Here is an 18064-nt window from a genome sequence, read left to right on the forward strand (position 1 = left end):
GGGGCTGTCTCAGAAGTAGGATTACCTACGCTTGAAACAGACCCTGCTTTGTTTTTTTGAAGGAGCATAAGCATATTTTCCCTATCGCTTACGAACCTAATCACTCTTATTTAAACCATTCGTAATGAATTAAAATTACAACGAACTCCAGAATCGTTATTTTGCGAAAAATAGATCCTAACACCTTACATAGCTTACTATAACGTCAATTAGTTTCGTTAAAATTAAACAAACGTAGTTTTTTGCATAATAAGCATAGTACAGTTCGTTAGAGTAAAGATCATGGGTTTTGGGTTGTGAATATGTGAGAGGCAGCTTCTTCCGCATAATTTAATATAAGTATACGTTGGCCATGTCCTTCTATTCGATTCACAACTTGTTTAGCCGTTTCGAAATTAAAGGTGACGCGCCCCGTGGTCTCAAATCCTTCCGGCATCGGAACGAAGCTATGAACCTTCGCAACAACAAATACGGTATACGTATCTGTTTCCGTCCAATACCAGCAGGCAACAGGTATTCTCTCCGGCATCAGCAGCAGTCCGGCTTCCTCCACCGTCTCCCGATCCAGCGCCTCGTCGATGCTCTCGCCTGGTTCAATTCTTCCGCCAACCGTCGTCAGCGTCTGCTCGTTGCGATCCCACACCATCACGATAGAGCCATCCTCGAGCAAAGGAATACTATGTATGCCAGCGATTCTTTTATCCGTCGGAAGCTCATTCACTCTCTTCAACATAAAATCCTCTCCTTCTGCCTATAGCTGCTTATCTTCTAGAAGGTGACAGACCTCTTCTAGCTTCAAACCGCGAGATCCTTTTACTAAAACAACATCATCTTTACTCAGGATTCGCATGCACTCTCCAGTTAAAGCTATTTTTGATGTGAAATGTTTGGCTTCTCCCTCAAAACCATTATCGAGAAGCGTATCCGAAATTATTTTGCTTATATGACCGTAAGTAAACACCGAGTGAATTTTTGATAAATCCACACTCCGGGCTACTTCTTCATGAAACGCTGCCTCGGCATCTCCTAGTTCGAGCATGTCCCCTAATATTAATACTTTTTTATGGAATCCCTCTAAGTTTTGAACCGTTTCAATGGCCGCCTGCATAGAAACAGGACTGGCATTCCAAGCATCGTTAATAATTAAGAAACCCTTGGCCGACCAAATCCGCTCCATTCTCATTCCTGAAATCTCTAAATTGCTCAGCCCTAATTGAATATGTTCTTCATCGATTTTAAAAAGGTTTGCAACAGCAATCGCGGCAATGGCATTGGCCACATTATGGCTACCAAGGAGCGGCAATCGGAATGGCATATGATATTGCTTTAATGTGAATAAGAGATCTGATTGCTTGTGCTCTATATTCAGAGGAAAATAATCGTTGGATGGAGATAGACCAAATCGAATGGTTGCTCCTGTCCACGGAAAGCCTCTCTCCTCCAGTCCCTTAACGAGCAGCGGCTCATCGCCATTAAACAGGAAATTCCCTTCAGAGTTTAGTCCCTCAATTATTTCCAACTTGGCCAAAGCGATTTGTTCTCTAGAACCTAGATTCGACAAGTGAGAAACGCCAATCATTGTAATTATAGCAACATCAGGCTTTGCAATTTCAGACAGAATTTTAATTTCACCTCTGTTGCTCATGCCCATTTCTAAAACAACGATTTCTGTATCATCTCTAACCTCTAATAAAGAGAGCGGAAGTCCGTACTCGCCATTGAGATTTCCACTTGTTTTCTGAACGTTAAACGTTGTACTCAATAAGGTATAGGCCATATCCTTAACCGTTGTTTTGCCATTACTGCCTGTTACAGCAATTACCTTGCAGTTTAATTGGCTTCGATACGCCATGGCGATGTTTTGCAGTGCTTTTAACGTATCTTCTACTATAATAATCGGTAAGCCTTCAGGTGGCGGGATATGATCTGCTTGCCATAAAGAAGCAACTGCCCCCTTTTCAAAAGCCTGCTTAACGTACTTGTGTCCATCGTCGATCCGTACGATTGGAATATACAAATTGCCAGGATGAATCGTTCTTGTATCAATGGATACGCCATGGACCTTTTGATCCAAGAATCCAAACAAGCTATCTTGCAACGCATAACCATCAGACATATTTATAATTTCTTCAAGGGAACGTATGATCATTAAAATCCTCCCTTTATCAGGTTTACACACTTGTATAGATACCCATATTTTACCTTAAATTAAATTACTTCGCTCGTATTTCCCTTCCGTTCCTAAATATATGCCCTGTGCTATATAAATGAACAAAAACGCTTGCGGCTATGAGCCGGCAAGCGCATTTCGAACAGCTAATATATATTTTGACTGATCCAGCGGGTTGACGCCTCGTCTTACCCGTTCCGCCTTTACATCAGGCGGACATTCGCGATATCCGGCGAAGAAGGTTGCAAGCGCACCTCTGCCCTTGGTAAGCGATCCAAATCTCGCAGGAAACTCAAGCGACGTAGCAACAGGAATGATCCCTTCAATTTCCATTCTCTCCTGCCTGACGACTGGCGTATCAAACTCGCCTCGCATTAGAATGAGCTCGTTCATCAGCTTGCCGCCCGTCTCTTCTGGGGCAGAGAGGCGGAAGGACAGCATCGGCTCCAGCAGCTTTACTCCAATGCGCGACAAACCATCCATAATGCCCATCGGGGTTGCGACTGCAAAATCTAGCGGATGCGTATGCCACACATGATGCTCGCCCTCAATAAGAGTAACCTTTATATCCGTTACTTCCCAGCCAAATAACCCCTGCTGAAGCGCTTCGGGCACACTTCTTGCCACCTCGTTCTGATAGCGGTCAAGCAGCCGCTCTGATCGGACAACGGAGCTAAACGTTATCCCGCTCCCGCGCTCACCAGGCTCAATATGAAACCGCAGAATTGCCCAGCATGGCTTCGGCATCGTATAGGCAATGAAACCCTCGCCTGATTGAGCAGGCGTCTCTTTATAGATAACCGATGGCTGATCGAATTCAGCCTTTAAGCCGTACCGATTGTTCAGCACATGCGTCAGCACCTCAATCTGAATCGGCCCCATGACTTTCAGGTGCAGCTCGCGCTGCTCCTGCAGCCATTGCAAATCGAGCAGCGGATCTTCATCCGCAAGCTCATGCAGCGCCGCAACGACAGCCGGATATTCGGCTTCGTTGCTCCAGCGCACCTGTACCGTCAGCAGCGGAACAGCCATCCGCGTCTCACCGGGAACAAACTCAGCGCTGCCTATAATGTCGCCAATGCGCGCCTGAGTCCAGCCGCAAACCGCTGCAATATCGCCTGCCGCGAGCAGCCCTACATCCTCGGCCTTTTGCCCATCGATTTTGCGAATCTGCGTAATTTTCTCTTCGATCTGCTGCGTCTCATTGCGGACGGAATCACGATTGCGAATCACCCCGCTGTACAGGCGGACATAGGCGATTCTACCCATCGCTGCATCGCGCTCGATACGGAAGACGACGCCCGACACCGGACCGTCTGAGACGATTTGAGGCGGCGGCAGCAGCGTAATCATTGCTTGCATGAGAGGCTCGATGCCTATCCCACGATTCGATGCGCCAAAAAGAATTGGAAATAATTCACCGCGCTGCGTAAGCGCAGGCAGCAGTTGATTCAGTTCTGCTTTGGGCAGTGTGCCGCTGTCCAAATATTGAACAAGCAGCGATTCATCTTGCTCTGCTACGGTCTCCTCCAGCTGCTGCAAATAAAGCTGCGCTTCCTCCGTCTCACTCTCTGCTATTCCCGAAACGAGCAGGCTAACTCCACCGCTGAAACTATCCTCGATACCAAGCGGAGCCTGAACTGGCGCTGCTTGATTGGATAACAAACGCTTAATTTGCTGGATCGTTCCTATTGGATCTGCACCGATTCGGTCCAGCTTGTTCACGTAAATAAGCGTTGGAATGTTTCGTTCGCGCAGCGCATGCCATATGACTTCTGTCTGTGCCTGCACACCCTCAACTGCCGACAGAATAAGCACCGCTCCATCCATGACGCGCAGTGAACGTTCGACCTCAGAGAGAAAATCGACGTGCCCCGGTGTATCGACCAGATTAATCGTTACTCCTTGCCAAGTAAAACGGGTTGCTGCTGCACGTACCGATATGCCTCTTGAGCGTTCCACTTCTAGAAAATCCGTCTGTGACGTGCCTGCATCCACGCTGCCAAGCGAACGAATGCGACCGCTATGGAATAAAATCTGCTCTGTTGTAGTCGTCTTCCCCGCATCAACGTGAGCAAATATTCCGATGTTCCTTATATGTGTTGAAGCATTTGGCTCCATATTGCATATCCCCTTACTCTCACTAGCTGTTCCTTTCCTTATCCTACCGCTGAAAGCGTTTTACAGCAACAAAAAACGACCCACCGGGCAAATGCCCGATGAGCCGTTAATAAATATGCTTCTTAATCCATTAGCCTTGATGAATCGCTTCAATATCAATTGAAATCTTCACTTCGTCGCCAATGAGCACGCCGCCCGTTTCAAGAGCAGCATTATACGTTAAGCCGTAGTCGCTGCGTTTCAGGCTGCCCGTCGCGCTAAAGCCTACTTTATCGTTGCCCCAAGGGTCTTTGCCTGCGCCTTCGAAGCTGACTGCAAATTTCTCGGAACGTGTGACGCCATGAAGGCTCACATCGCCAACAACGGAATATTCGCCGTCGTCTGTTTTTGTGATTGCCGTTGCAGTAAATACAAGCTTCGGAAACTTCTCGATATCAAAAAAATCATTGTTGCGCAAATGTGCGTCACGATCCTTGTTGCGTGTGTCCACGCTATCAAGATCAATCGTAAGCTGGATATCAGCTGAAGTCAGGTCATTCGCATCAGCGGAAATATTGGCTTCAAACGCATGAAAAGTACCTTTTACTTTTGCGATCATCATATGCTTTACCGAGAAATCGATGCTGCTGTGCGTGGAATCAACCGTCCATTGTGATTTTGCCATTTTAAAATTCCTCCAAATAAAATATTAACTTACTTTTTAAAACTTACTAACTTATATTATGTATATTTATATCTTATTGCGTAATCCTATTTATGTCAATTGTATTTACAAAAAAAAGACACCAGTGAAGTGGTTAAACTTCTCTGATGTCCATTATTCATTATGATTTGAGCGAGCAGCTTTGCCTTAGCTCATCTTAACCCTGCAAAACTGCGGATTTCTCCTTATTATCACGCTTAACGAGCCCATATTTCTCCCATTTTCTACTCTTCCATCGGAAAAACATAATAACGGCTCGCAGCCATTCATCTGCTGCAATCGCCAGCCAAATACCAGCGAGGCCCAGATCAAGCTGGAATACGAAGAAGTAGCCAAGCGGCAAGCTCATTGCGACCATAGAACCCATTCCGATATACAGAGGGTACTTTGCATCGCCTGATGCACGCAGTGAGTTGATAAGCACGATATTAATCGTACGGCCAGTCTCCAGCACGATGCTTAGCAGGAGCACATTTATGCCCAGCCGAACAATTTCCTCATCGTCCGTAAACATTCGCATGAGCGGCTCGCGGAACAAAATAACGAGCAACACGGCAAGCAAGGTTACGGCACTTGCCCAGCGCACGCTTTTCCATACTTGACGGTAGGCAATCGTTTGCTCGCCTGCACCGACCATCCTGCCTACGATAATCGCAGTACCCATGCCAATTGCGAAGGCAAACAGGTACGTAAACATCGAAATATTATTCGCATAGTTTTTCGCCGCCAAGGAGGCCGCGCCAAGATACGTAGCATAATACAAAAATACGATTTGGCATGCCTGATACATCACTTGCTCCAATGCAGACGGAATGCCGATTCTCAGTATTTTAAGGATATACTCCTTGGACAATGCAATATAATACTTGATTTCAATCCGTACTGACATAATCCGGTACAGCATCCAGAAGAAGACGATGAGCGCTAAACCACGGCTAATGACTGATGACAACGCCGCACCTTGAACTCCCATCTCCGGAAATCCGAATTTCCCGAAAATAAGCAAATAGTTTCCGATAATATGAACGATATTCATGCCAAGCGATACGAACATCGCTTCCTTTGTAAAACCGTGTACACGAATAATGGCAGATATCGAGTTGATGATAGCTTGAAGGAAAATCATGCCGCCTACAATGGCTAAATAGCTTTTCGCATGTTCAAGTATTTCACCTTGCAAATTTAACGTTTGCAGCAAATGTCCGCCGAACAACACGAACATAAGGCTTATAAAAATCCCGACTACTAGATTGAGCGAGATTGCGAGCGCTGATATTTTGGCAGCTTCTACATACTTGCGAGAACCGATATATTGCGCAACGACTATGGATGCCCCGTTGCCGATTACCTCTAATAGTAAGATTGCTATATGCAAATATTGATTTGATGCACCAACGCCGGATACCGCATTATCCGAAATTGCACTCAGCATCAGCGTATCTGCAATACCCATCAGCATAAACAAAAAGATTTCTAAAAATATGGGCCATGTCAGAAAAAATAAGCTTAAGCCCTTCTGATCCTTTTGCCCTGTTCCATTACCAGCCTCTGCTGTTGTCATGCTGTCACCTGCTTCTATTATAAAAAGTAAAACACAAGGTATCGTAGCATATAAAATAGCTTATTGCACGTTAGAATCGTACCTTTACATAAATAATTTTTTTGTATTTCTTCTACTAAAACAATCTTCCTATAATGCCGAGTCGTTACCTTTTTAGAAGCAGAAGATTCACAGTTAGAAAGAAAAATCAACTATTAAACATGTTATAATTAGTGTCTAATTTTATTCAACGATACAGTAACAAATAAGGAGTGTACCTCATGAATTCAATATTGTTTATTGCAGCGTGGGCTATAGTTGGCATTTCTATTGGCGGTCTAATCGTGGTTTTTAAAAATAGATCTAAGAAATAAGTATAATCCAGCCTTTTTTACAATAAAAAAAGACTGTACTTGGGTCGCCAAAGCAACCTAAGAACAGTCTTTCTCTTTATAATATAAAATGATAGATATCATTATTGCTCTTCAGACTCTTCCTCAGCTTCTTCTTCCTCAGCTGACTCTTCTTCTGCTTCCTCAGAGGATTCTTCCTCCGTAGCTGCAGCAGCTTCTTCCACTTCTTCTTCCAGTTCAGCCTCAACAGCTTCTACTACTTCTTCAGCTGGAGCCTCTTCCGAAATCAGTTCAGCGGTTTCTTCCACGCCTTCTTGAACTACTTCTTCTTCTTGGCTCATGTTTATTCACCTCCTACTTCTTATTACCTTAATTGTAGCGCTTTCATAGAACTAAACAAGAGGTGTAAAATGTCGTTTCATAGGAACTATTTCCGCATTTTGTATTGTTCGATTCCATTTGCGTTTCTTCGACTTTTTTTCCCCGCCAGAGGTCTAGTACTTCGTTCCGACTTACGGCGGTTTTGCATAACAGATGAACTAGATAAGATGTATAACGACTAGTAAAATCGCTTCTATAATATAACTGTATATGGTGCTATCATTACTTTCAGGGGGCTCATTCCATGCATTATTTATTCATTTATTTTGAACTCGGCACGTTAATGCTCTTTGTCATTTTTTCATTAATAGTTGCTGCCAAAGCATCTAAACTGGCTTATAGCCAAACCGAGCAGCAGCTTAATTACAAAACACGCAAGCTGTTATTTTGGTCTGTTTGCTTAAGCTTCCTTACAGTGGGAATTGCTGGAGCAGATTTAATACTGGCTTCGATGACGCATCCTCAGTTTTGGACACATCGGCTGCTCATTCACACGCCGTTTGCCATCATTCCAGTGCTGCTCATTTGGCTTGGTTCATACCCAAAAATGCGCAGGCTCATACGGCGAACGAACGCCCGGACTGATAATGCTAATGATGTAGCACGGCGCCGCCAAGCATCCGATCCCGTACTTATTGTTCCCTTTCAGCTAGCACCGCTTTGCTCATTTGCCATGCTTTATTTTGCTTTTATTCCACCTCATTCATTCCGCTGGTCTTTCGTGACAATGACGACCACCTTCTTTTTGTTTATTGCTTGCATCGTCTGGATGCTTCAAACTCACCGCAACCAGCTTGCAGCGGAGGCACCACCTGTTTACCGCCCTTGGCTGCGCAAATTGCGCCATACTGGCGTTCTACTCGTTGTTTTAGCCATACTGGGCATTCCCTTTATGATGGCCTTTGAGGGCAATCGCCTGTCTGAGCGGCTAAGCATTATCCCCGACGGAATAGATGAAGCTTTTTCTCTGCATCCCTCGGAGCGCCAAATTGTCATCCAGCACTGACAACCCCTATGCAGAGGAGGAGTAAGTACTAGACTTTAGTCCAGCTAACCATTTTACCTACAGCAGGAGGACAGTTAATTTCAATGTATGCTATGCTGAATTCAGCTAATAAAACGTTGATTGGGGTGCAATAAAACAATGAAGCTAAAAACCATTAGCGGGTTTGTCCTCCTGCTGCTCGGAGCTGTGTTATTTCTAAACCAAGGCGAAGAATTTGGCCCAGGCAAAATATTTGCCTACTTCTGGCCATCGTTATTCGTCATACCTGTTGGGCTTTTCTTCCACTGGCTGTACTTCTCCATGATTGGCAGACGTGGATCAGGCCTATTAATTCCGGGAGGCATTTTGTTCACTGCAGGTGTCGTTTGTCAGATCGCTATGTTATTCAACAATTGGGGGTACATGTGGCCGGGCTTTATTCTCGCCGTTGCCATTGGCTTGTTCGAATTTTATTGGTTCGGCAATCGGAACAAATGGCTGCTTATTCCCATTAACATTTTGACTGTGTTGTCAATTCTCTTCTTCGCCGTCTTCTCCATTGGCTCCCTCTACAGCAAGTTTTTACTCAGCCAGCCGATCATTGCGATCATCCTTATTCTCTGCGGCGCTGTCATCCTGCTGACGAAGAAGAAAGACATCTAACAACTCCCTCCTATGGTATGGTATAATCACATGCATCGCGAACCTAAGCACATGCTTACGAGGTGGTTTGCTTCGCAAACCTATGTTTATGCTTACGAAGTGGTTTGCTTCGCAAACCTAAGATTATGCTTACGAAGTGGTTTGCTGCGCAAACCTTTAGGAGGAAATAAAAGATGTTGTCTTTTGAACAAAAGCTTGCAATAATTGAAGGCTTTCCTGAATTAGAACGGAAGGATGTTTCTCTTGGCCGCACGAACTTCCATTACGAAGAAAGCGCACATGAGAAAAAGTCGGTCGTGCACCATCTGCATCCGAATGGAAACGGTTATGTTTTCGCTGGCTTAGTTAAAGGTGTAGCAACCGATGACAAAGGCCTAGTCAACATTCGCGATTTCAACGAGGAAGAGCTTCGCTCGCTTATTGAGAAATCGATCCATTCTCTATCCATCGCACCGCCAGAGAAACCGGAATCGAAGAAAAAGAAAAAGCAAAAGGCACCGCAAGAAGAGCGCTGGATCGGACCGGACAATGCTGTGCTAACACTGCTGTTCGAAGAAGATCTTTGGTATCTATATGCCGACTTGAATCTGGAATCCGCTTTCGAGACCTACGAGGAAGCTGAGCAGTACTTAGAAGAAGAGCAATTCTCACGCGCCTAGCCGATACATGGCAACGAATGTTTGTTCATAGGTACCAAAATCCGTATTGCTTCATAAAAGGAGAAACGATTGCTGTTTCTCCTTTTTTCTGTGCGCCTAAACAGGATTATTGTCATTCCGTGTCTAATTGTAAGTAGGAGCATCTTAGACCGTGGGAGGAATTATTTTTGTCAATTAAAGCTAAGCTATCCTTCTCCATATCCATAATAGTAGCTGTCATACTGACACTAAGCACCTTGCTCTATTACTACACAACAAAAACTGAAGCTGAGGCTAATCTAGAAGTTCAGTTTACTAATATTGCAAAGCAAATAAGCAGTACGGTCGAAGCGTCAGAGAACGCCCGCCAGTACATGGAGGACACGCTTGGCGACAAGCTGCGCATTGCCTCTCTAGCGGCAAAGTCACAGCTGGATCCCGAAATTAAAAATGTAACAAATGAGCAGCTCGTAAAGCTTAGCGCTCAGCTTGGCGTCGATCATATTACATTATGGCAGCGCTTTGGAAACGATGTGGTTGCGAAACGTTCCTCAGACCCCAATGAAATTAATATGAGCTCAAAAACCTGGGATTACTGGCATGTTGCCTTTTTACAGCTTTTCGACAAGCAAGAAGTAAACATTGTGCAAGGTCAGAAGCTCAAAAACTTCTGGTCAGGCCCGTTTAATTTCTCAACGTCGGATCCGTCCGAAATTCGCAAATGGGGCTATTACTACGACGGTTCAACAAACTATATCATCAATCCTTACGTCAACGCTCAAGTGCTGCTTGATTTCGACTATACCATTGGGACAGATGCAATCGTTAACAAGATCATTGCCGATCAATCCGATATTCTAGAAGTTACCGGATTCGACCTTGAGTTTTACGGCAAGGACAAAATTATTAAATACAAACAAGGCATTCCCGTTTACAACCTCGACGTTCGAGCCATCCCGTTTGGCGACTATAACTATCAGGATCAATCAAACGATTTTTTAAATATTCAACAAGTCAATAAAACCGGTAAGAGCCTTACTGTCAAAAGAAACATCAACGGCGTTCCGGTTATCAAAAACTTTATCCCGATTAAGACGAACAAAAACTATGTGTTTAGCGTCGTTTTTGATCAGAAAGCGATTCAAAAGCCCGTTAATCAGCTGCTGGTTATGCAATTTGTCATTTCACTTGGACTCGTGCTTATTACGATGATTGCGAGCTATTTCATAGCCGGCTTCATGCTGCGCGGTCTCAATCAAGTTATACGTAAAGTAAACGCGATTGCTGCAGGAGATTTTGGGGAAGTCATTACGATTCGCAGCGAGGATGAATTAGGTTTGCTTGCCTCTCGTGTCGATACGATGGGCAATAATCTAAATCATTATACAACTCAGCTTAAAGCTGCTGCAGAAGAGCTGCAAAGCACGAAGCAGTATTTGGAATCATTCGTCAATCATACATCGGACGCCATTCATGTCACTGATTTGGAAGGCCATGTCATACAGGTCAATATCGCTTTTGAAAAAATGTACGGCTGGAGCCAAGAAGAAGCGCTTGGCATCACGCTTGATAACGTTCCGCGAGACTACTTAAGCTCACACAAAGAGCTTGAGGCCACTGTCCTGCGAGGCGGCTCTGTAACGGATTATGAAACTGTGCGTTACAGTAAATCCGGCAAACTCATCGATCTCAGCATTACGATTTCACCTATTCGCGACGAGCTGGGCACCATTATTGCGATTGCCACTATATCTCGGAATATTACTTCACGCAAACAAACAGAAGAGATCATTAGGCGGTCTGAGAAGCTATCGGTCGTTGGTCAAATTGCTGCGGGCGTGGCGCATGAGGTTCGCAATCCGCTTACGACACTGCGTGGCTTTGTACAGCTGCACAAGCAGACCGGCTCGTTATCGCCAGCTCATCTTGAGATTATGCTTGGCGAGCTCGATCAGATTAATATGATCGTGAGCGAGTTTCTCGTATTCGCTAAGCCGCAGGCCACGATCTATCAGCCTGTGAATATCATCCGCCTCGTTGGCGATATTATGATGCTGCTCGATTCAGAGGCAAAGATGAGCAATGTGCAGCTTGCCCTGCTCGCGGAAGCCGAACTTCCTGAGGTGATTGGCGAGGCTAATCAGCTGAAGCAGGTTTTCGTAAATATTATGAAAAACGGCATTGAATCGATGACCAACGGCGGCGTACTCTCTGTGAAGGTGGCGTGTGATGCTAATAAGGTAATCATCCTGCAATTTATCGATCAAGGCTGCGGAATTGCCGAGAGTGATTTGCTTCGCCTAGGAGAGCCTTTCTTTACGAATAAAACGAGCGGAAATGGTCTCGGCCTTATGGTAAGCCAACAGATTATCGCTGCGCATAAGGGCACCATTGTGTTCCACAGCGAGCTCGGCTCAGGCACCTGCGTTGAAATATCATTGCCAACGGACAGCTAGGATAACGACCTTGCTGTCCGGTTTTATATTATTTTGTAGAAAATTAAGCTACTATGGTAAAATGTGTCCGTAGCCTATTACCCATCCATAGTTTTTTTAATAAGTACGTATTATCATTCCGCTACATTGGGAGTCGCTTATGTCATGACTATGAATTCCCCTATGTCACAGTATATTATTATTGTCATTATTTCAGGCGTTCTTAGCGTGCTGCTTGCCATATATGCTTATTACAACAAGACTAAATTTTCAGGCATGAGCGTGTTTATGTGGATGACCGCTCTATCAGCCGTATACACCTTTGCTTTCGCATTTGAGCTTGCCAGCGATTCGCTTCAAGAAATCCGCTTTTGGTTAAACATTGAATATATAGGCATGCCCTTTATCGCTCCTTGCAGCCTCCTGCTCATCATGCACTATGTTGGGCTAAATAAATTCAATACGTTCAAAAAATCATGGGTCTTATTCGTTATTCCTGCCATAACGCTGCTCATGGTCACTACCAACGAATATCATAATCTCTTTTATAAAAACTTATATTTGCGGCCTCATGTTGCTACAACAGTGGTGGATGTAGTGCCTGGCATCTGGTATTACGTGCATGGCGGATACACTTTTGGATCTATGCTCGTCAGCTTGTTTATATTGGCGCGTCATTGGCAGAAGACAAAATCCATTTATCGCAAGCAAATGCTCACACTGGCAGTAGGCATTTCGCTCCCTATGTTAGGGGCGCTTATGTATGTGCTTGGTCAAACCCCGCTTGGGATGGACCCTGTTCCGATTCTTATGTGTGTGACATCCATATTGTATGTCACATCCATATTCTCGACTGCGCTGCTGACCGTTGCGCCTATCGCGCGGGAACATATCTTTGAGAGCATGCGCGACGGCGTTCTCGTTCTTAATTTAGAAAACCAAATCATGGACTTTAATGGCGCGGCCACAACGATTATTCCTGCGCTTACTCCTTTAGCGATTGGCCAGAAGCTGGATCACATTTGGAAGCGCGGAGCCGAATCAGGCGCCTTTTCCTTCGGAATGGACGAAACCGGAGAGTACGAGCAGGAGTTCAAATGGATTCGAGGCGGGGAAACGTTCTACTACCGGATAAGAGCCTCCAACCTATTAAAGCCAAATGGCCAGCTTGCTGGCAGAACCATTGTAATGATCGATGTGACGGAATACACGCTGCTTCAGAATAAGCTGCGCCATCTCGCGGAAATTGATGGGCTTACTTCTATTTATAATCGAACCTTCTTTATGGAAAAAAGCAGACAGCTGCTTTCCTCTGCCCATCAAACGAAGCAGCCGCTTTCGTTTATTTTGATTGATATCGATTATTTCAAACAAATCAACGACCGTTATGGGCATAGCTTAGGCGATTTTGCATTACAGCATGTCGTAATGATTTGCCAGCAAACGCTCCCTGCTGATGCCTTATTCGGACGTTATGGCGGAGAAGAGTTCGCTATAAGCTTGCCGAATACATCACTTGTACAAGCTGGTCAAATCGCTGAGCAGCTACGTGCAGCCATTGCCGGAAATCCGCTCTACAGCGCGGCTAGAGCGATATCCATAACCGCTAGCTTCGGGGTCGCTGAGGCAAAATCCGCCGATGTTCCGCTTGAAGCGCTATTAAGTGAAGCAGACGTGGCACTCTACCAATCCAAGCATAGCGGAAGAAACGCTGTGCATTTATCCAATCAGGACCATGTACATGCAATTCAACAAAAATAACCATACTAGCATGAAAGAGATAGGTGGGATGACTTCATGTTTAAATTTGCCGCCTTGCGCGACATTTTGCGTTTTCGGCCAAGTCCTCCGCAAGTGATGACCTTCGGCTTTATATTTCTTATATTGATTGGCGCCGAGCTCTTATCGCAGCCTATATCTTATTCAAATGACGTTTCGCTTTCTTATCTGGATGCTTTGTTTATGTCCACCAGCGCAATTTGCGTAACAGGACTTACTGTATTAAATCCCGGCACTCATTTTTCCACATTCGGTCAGGTTGTCATCATCGCATTAGCCCAAATCGGCGGATTAGGTTTTATGACGATGGCAACCTTATTTGCTTTGCTGTTTCGCAAGCGCATTTCGTTTCGGGAGCGGCTCGTGCTGCAAGAATCCATGAACTATGGTTCGACAGAAGGCATCGTACGCATGATTCGTAAAGTTCTACTCTACGCTCTAGTCATCGAGTTAACCGGAGCGGTACTGCTTAGCAGCTATTTCATGCTGGAAATGCCGGTCGGGAAGTCGATTTATTTTGGCATTTTCCATAGTATTTCTTTTTTCAACAATGCTGGCTTTGATTTGTTTTCCCAATTTCCCGAACGGGCAAGCAGTCTCATCCATTACGTGGAGGACCCGTTTGTAAATATCGTATCGATGCTGCTGATCTTTTTTGGCGGAATCGGGTTTATCGTCATATCAGAGCTCGTGAACTATCCAAAAAACAGAAAGCTCAGCTTACATAGCAAGGTTGTCTTGTCAGTTACCGGCCTTCTCACCGTAGTTGGCGCGATTGTTATTTTTGCCTTGGAGTTTTCCAATTCCAGTACGCTTCACCCGCTATCCGCAATCGGAAAAGTTTTTGGCGCCTTGTTCCAATCGGTTACAGCTCGTTCAGCTGGTTTAAGTACGGTTGATCCCAGCATGCTGCGAGAGGTTACACAGTTTTTCATCATCCTGCTTATGTTTATCGGCGCGGGCCCCGGCTCAACGGGCGGCGGTATTCGTGTAACGACCTTCGCTATTCTCATTGGAGCAATCGTAGCGATGATGAGGGGAAAAGAAGATGTCGTCTTGTTCCGTTATCGCATTTCCAAAACCCAAATTCATCAAGCGATTATGTTCACCATGATTGCGTTCTCGATTATTTGCGGGGCGACCATGCTCCTCTCCATCACGGAGACAGGGTCTTTTCTTGCCATATTGTTTGAAGCGACCTCAGCCTACTGTACGGTGGGCATGTCAGCAGGACTAACGAGCCACTTGAGTGAAATCGGAAAAATTATTATTATTTTGCTTATGTTTGTCGGACGGCTAGGGCCTGTCACGTTGGCCTTTGCGCTTAACACACGTACCAAAAAAGAGCTCTACCGCTACCCTGAAGGCAAGATCACGATTGGGTAAGCTCGCATTTGCATCGATAATCTAGTGAATGATACGATAGCTAAAGGCTAGTCGTTCCGGAAGGCTACTAAAGGAGTTAACGTCATCATGATTAAAAATTCACATAACGATTCGATACTGGAATCTCGTGAGGAATGGCGCCATAGCAGTAAACGAGTGCTGATCGTAACTGCGGTTGATGCCGAGCGCGATGCGGTTCTCCGTGGGCTAGATGGGTTAAACCGTGTCGACGTCATAACAGCTGGAGTAGGCGCAGCGTCGGCGGCAGCACGCACAGCGGCGTACTTAACTGCTGCAGCTGAATCCTACGATTTGGTCATAAGCGCAGGCATTGGCGGCGGTTTTGTCGGAAAAGCAGAGATAGGCTCATTAGTCGTTGCCGACCTCATTGTTGCTGCTGACCTAGGTGCCGAGACGCAGGATGGTTTCCTTAGCTTGGACGAGCTGGGGTTCGGATCAGCACGTATTGCTGTAAGCACGACTTGGAATGATCGTTTGTATGCTGCTATTCAATCAGCGGGCTTAACGGTTTGCAGCGGCGCTATTCTTACCGTTACAACAGCAACAGGTACGGCTGAGACCACTGCTGCGCTAAGCAAGCGAATCAGCGGTGCGTCTGCGGAAGGAATGGAAGGCCATGGCGTTGCAGTAGCTGCATCCGCAATTGGTATTCCAGTTACTGAAATTCGCGCGATATCCAATGCGGTTGGACCGCGGGATCGCTCCGCGTGGCGCATTGGAGAAGCATTAGCCTCATTAGAAGCAGCTAGTAAAGCCATACGGGAGGTTTTTTAAAATGAATATCGCTTATTCACCCTGTCCAAATGATACTTTCGTTTTCCATGCTTGGGCGCACGGGCTTATTCCGGGTGCACCTGAGCTGGACGTTACCTATGCCGATATCGATATTACGAACAATTGGGCTGCAAAAGGCAAAGGGCCCGAAGTCATGAAAATATCCTACGCTGCACTCCCTTGGGTATTGGAAGATTATAAACTCCTACCTTGTGGAGGCGCGCTAGGCAGAGGCTGCGGACCGCTCGTATTAACTGCCGGAGAAATAAAAAGTGCTGCGGATCTAGCAGGCAAACGAGTAGCTGTACCAAGTGAGCGCTCAACCGCTTATCTCTTATTCCGATTATGGGCGGCTCAGCATATTCCGAACGGGGATCTCGAAATTGTCGTCATGCCCTTCCACGAAATCATGCCTGCTGTTCGCGATGGCCAAATCGATGCGGGTCTCGTTATTCATGAAGCCCGCTTTACTTATCCCACATATGGACTCAGCATGCTGACTGATCTGGGCAGCTGGTGGGAATCAGACACAGGCTTGCCTATTCCGCTTGGGGCCATCATCGCTAAGCGCTCATTGGACACAGATGCCATTACCAATTGGGTTCGCGAATCCGTTGAATATGCATGGGCTAATCCCGAAGAATCTCGCCCCTATATTATGATGCATGCGCAGGAGCTCTCACCAGACGTTGCGCAGGCGCACATCGATTTATACGTCAATGATTTTACTGGAAATCTAGGTGACGACGGGTATGCCGCGATAACTGCACTGCTTGGCCGTGCTGCTGAAGAAGGGCTCGTCCCAAGCTTCGACTTGTCACTGCTGCGCTAGTGTAAAGCTATTTAGAAACGAAGGCTTCGCAGCAGACCCGCTCCCATCTACACTGCATTTTCTTGCAATGTTGAAACTCATCTGCAGGCTGCTTGTGAGCTGCGCTTTTTGCGGTAAAATGAACAACAATGCTCCCAATTCCGACGAATTGGGGGTTTTCTATTATGATGGCTTCAACAGAGCAAAAGCGCTGCCTTACTTTTCACTAGCCTTGTTTTCGCACGCGAACCAATCTGTTTAGTCCGCACTAAAAAAAGAGGCTGCATCTAAAGTAGAAAAATCTACGATAGGAGCATCCTCTTCTACCACAGCTGCACTCTGACCTTACTTGCTGGAATCCTTTTCTATAACCGTAAGCGGGCCAAACGGGTCCGCAGATGAATCCTCATCTGCTTCGACAAAGCGCTTAAGCGCAAACAGTTTATTTTCCCAATAACGCTCATAATAGGCCAGCCATCGCTTCAGCTCAAGGAGAGGCTCAGGATCGAGCCGGTAACGTGTTTCCCGTCCAACCTTCCTATCCTTAACGAGTCCAGCATCCGCCAAAACACGCAAATGCTTCGAAACCGCCGTACGGCTCATCGTGAAATGACCGCTTATAACGGTAACCGGAAGCTCCTCATCCCCAAGCAAATGCAGCAGCTTGCGACGCGTTGGGTCAGCAATAGCCTGAAACACATCATGCTTTGGTGCGGGCTCAGCCATATTAGGCCTCTACATAAGTGCTAAGTTTCTGAACAAGACCAACCCAGCCGCCTGACATGCGATCACGAACCTCTGCATGCGACTGTCCGAATTCCGTAACTTTGTTCGCATCCCAGCCGGAGTGAACAAGGGTAATTTCCGTTTTACCTTCCAAATCAGACAATTCAAAGCTGAGCGACCAATCCTTGCCCCATTCAAAGGCAAGGCGCGTCGGCGGTTCAAGTACGGTTACTTTACAAGGGGAATTTCCGAAAGGCCCCGCTTCCAAATGAAATTCATAACCGAGCTCCGCTTGAAAATTGTTCGGCATAAACCATGCGGCAATCCCCTCGGATGTTGCGACAGCATTCCATACTTTTTGAATCGGCGCGTTAAGTACCAGTGTTTGTTTAATATCCGGCAGCGTATTGTTTTCCAACTCATGACCTCCATTAAATGTATCTTGGCAGTTAATAGACAACAATATGAAACCATTTGGTTTCGTAACGAAATTATATAATACCTTTTGGTTGCACGTCAAATAGGTAAACCAAGCCAATCGCTAGTTTACCCATTTAACTCTTCCCTTATTTCATATC

General features: G+C 45.7%; 16 protein-coding genes. 8 read left to right on the plus strand and 8 right to left on the minus strand.

Going from position 1 to position 18064, the window contains the following annotated elements; genetic code table 11:
- Positions 1-280: 280 nt before the first annotated feature.
- From AC1DM9_RS15855 to AC1DM9_RS15880, 6 genes are all read right to left on the minus strand, one after another.
- Positions 281-733: an NUDIX domain-containing protein gene (locus tag AC1DM9_RS15855; protein ID WP_441874585.1), complete on the minus strand. Its 453-nt coding sequence runs from the start codon at positions 731-733 to the stop codon at positions 281-283.
- Positions 734-751: 18 nt separating this feature from the next.
- Entirely contained in the window at positions 752-2149 is a 1398-nt protein-coding gene (locus AC1DM9_RS15860) for a UDP-N-acetylmuramoyl-tripeptide--D-alanyl-D-alanine ligase (RefSeq protein WP_441874584.1), read from the minus strand.
- A 138-nt stretch (positions 2150-2287) separates the two neighbouring features.
- Positions 2288-4291 (minus strand): GTP-binding protein, encoded by a 2004-nt coding sequence (locus AC1DM9_RS15865; protein WP_477580975.1) that lies wholly within the window; start codon positions 4289-4291, stop codon positions 2288-2290.
- Positions 4292-4421: 130 nt separating this feature from the next.
- Complete coding sequence (locus AC1DM9_RS15870; protein WP_441874582.1) at positions 4422-4955, minus strand: YceI family protein; 534 nt, start codon at positions 4953-4955, stop codon at positions 4422-4424.
- A 196-nt stretch (positions 4956-5151) separates the two neighbouring features.
- Positions 5152-6555 (minus strand): MATE family efflux transporter, encoded by a 1404-nt coding sequence (locus AC1DM9_RS15875; RefSeq protein ID WP_339205531.1) that lies wholly within the window; start codon positions 6553-6555, stop codon positions 5152-5154.
- Positions 6556-7009: 454 nt separating this feature from the next.
- A complete protein-coding gene (locus tag AC1DM9_RS15880) occupies positions 7010-7228 on the minus strand; it encodes a hypothetical protein (protein WP_441874581.1) in 219 nt (72 codons plus the stop codon).
- A 284-nt stretch (positions 7229-7512) separates the two neighbouring features.
- Here AC1DM9_RS15880 and AC1DM9_RS15885 point away from each other — a divergent pair, with 284 nt between their 5' ends.
- The 8 genes from AC1DM9_RS15885 to AC1DM9_RS15920 all read left to right on the plus strand — a co-directional run bounded on the left by AC1DM9_RS15885 (position 7513) and on the right by AC1DM9_RS15920 (position 16781).
- Positions 7513-8274, plus strand: coding sequence for a hypothetical protein (locus AC1DM9_RS15885; protein ID WP_441874580.1), 762 nt, complete (start codon positions 7513-7515; stop codon positions 8272-8274).
- A gap of 138 nt (positions 8275-8412) precedes the next feature.
- The gene (locus tag AC1DM9_RS15890) at positions 8413-8916 is read left to right on the plus strand and encodes a hypothetical protein (RefSeq protein WP_339205534.1); all 504 of its coding nucleotides are present in this window, start codon (positions 8413-8415) and stop codon (positions 8914-8916) included.
- A gap of 173 nt (positions 8917-9089) precedes the next feature.
- Positions 9090-9575, plus strand: coding sequence for a hypothetical protein (locus tag AC1DM9_RS15895; protein ID WP_076266379.1), 486 nt, complete (start codon positions 9090-9092; stop codon positions 9573-9575).
- A 167-nt stretch (positions 9576-9742) separates the two neighbouring features.
- Positions 9743-12010 (plus strand): PAS domain S-box protein, encoded by a 2268-nt coding sequence (locus AC1DM9_RS15900; protein WP_477580978.1) that lies wholly within the window; start codon positions 9743-9745, stop codon positions 12008-12010.
- 144 nt (positions 12011-12154) lie between these two features.
- On the plus strand, positions 12155-13750 hold the full coding sequence (locus AC1DM9_RS15905; RefSeq protein ID WP_477580980.1) for a histidine kinase N-terminal 7TM domain-containing diguanylate cyclase: 1596 nt from the start codon (positions 12155-12157) through the stop codon (positions 13748-13750).
- Between the two features lie 36 nt (positions 13751-13786).
- Complete coding sequence (locus tag AC1DM9_RS15910) at positions 13787-15154, plus strand: TrkH family potassium uptake protein (protein WP_430056623.1); 1368 nt, start codon at positions 13787-13789, stop codon at positions 15152-15154.
- A gap of 87 nt (positions 15155-15241) precedes the next feature.
- Positions 15242-15949, plus strand: coding sequence for a futalosine hydrolase (locus tag AC1DM9_RS15915; RefSeq protein ID WP_477580982.1), 708 nt, complete (start codon positions 15242-15244; stop codon positions 15947-15949).
- 1 nt (position 15950) lies between these two features.
- Entirely contained in the window at positions 15951-16781 is an 831-nt protein-coding gene (locus AC1DM9_RS15920; RefSeq protein ID WP_477580984.1) for a 1,4-dihydroxy-6-naphthoate synthase, read from the plus strand.
- Between the two features lie 324 nt (positions 16782-17105).
- Here the strand turns inward: AC1DM9_RS15920 and AC1DM9_RS15925 are convergent, their stop codons facing one another.
- Both AC1DM9_RS15925 and AC1DM9_RS15930 read right to left on the minus strand, forming a co-directional pair.
- Complete coding sequence (locus tag AC1DM9_RS15925; RefSeq protein ID WP_076266383.1) at positions 17106-17486, minus strand: ArsR/SmtB family transcription factor; 381 nt, start codon at positions 17484-17486, stop codon at positions 17106-17108.
- Between the two features lies 1 nt (position 17487).
- The gene (locus tag AC1DM9_RS15930; protein ID WP_477550556.1) at positions 17488-17904 is read right to left on the minus strand and encodes an SRPBCC family protein; all 417 of its coding nucleotides are present in this window, start codon (positions 17902-17904) and stop codon (positions 17488-17490) included.
- Between the last annotated feature and the right edge of the window lie 160 nt (positions 17905-18064).

The organism is Paenibacillus sp. 01T431 (assembly GCF_056398625.1).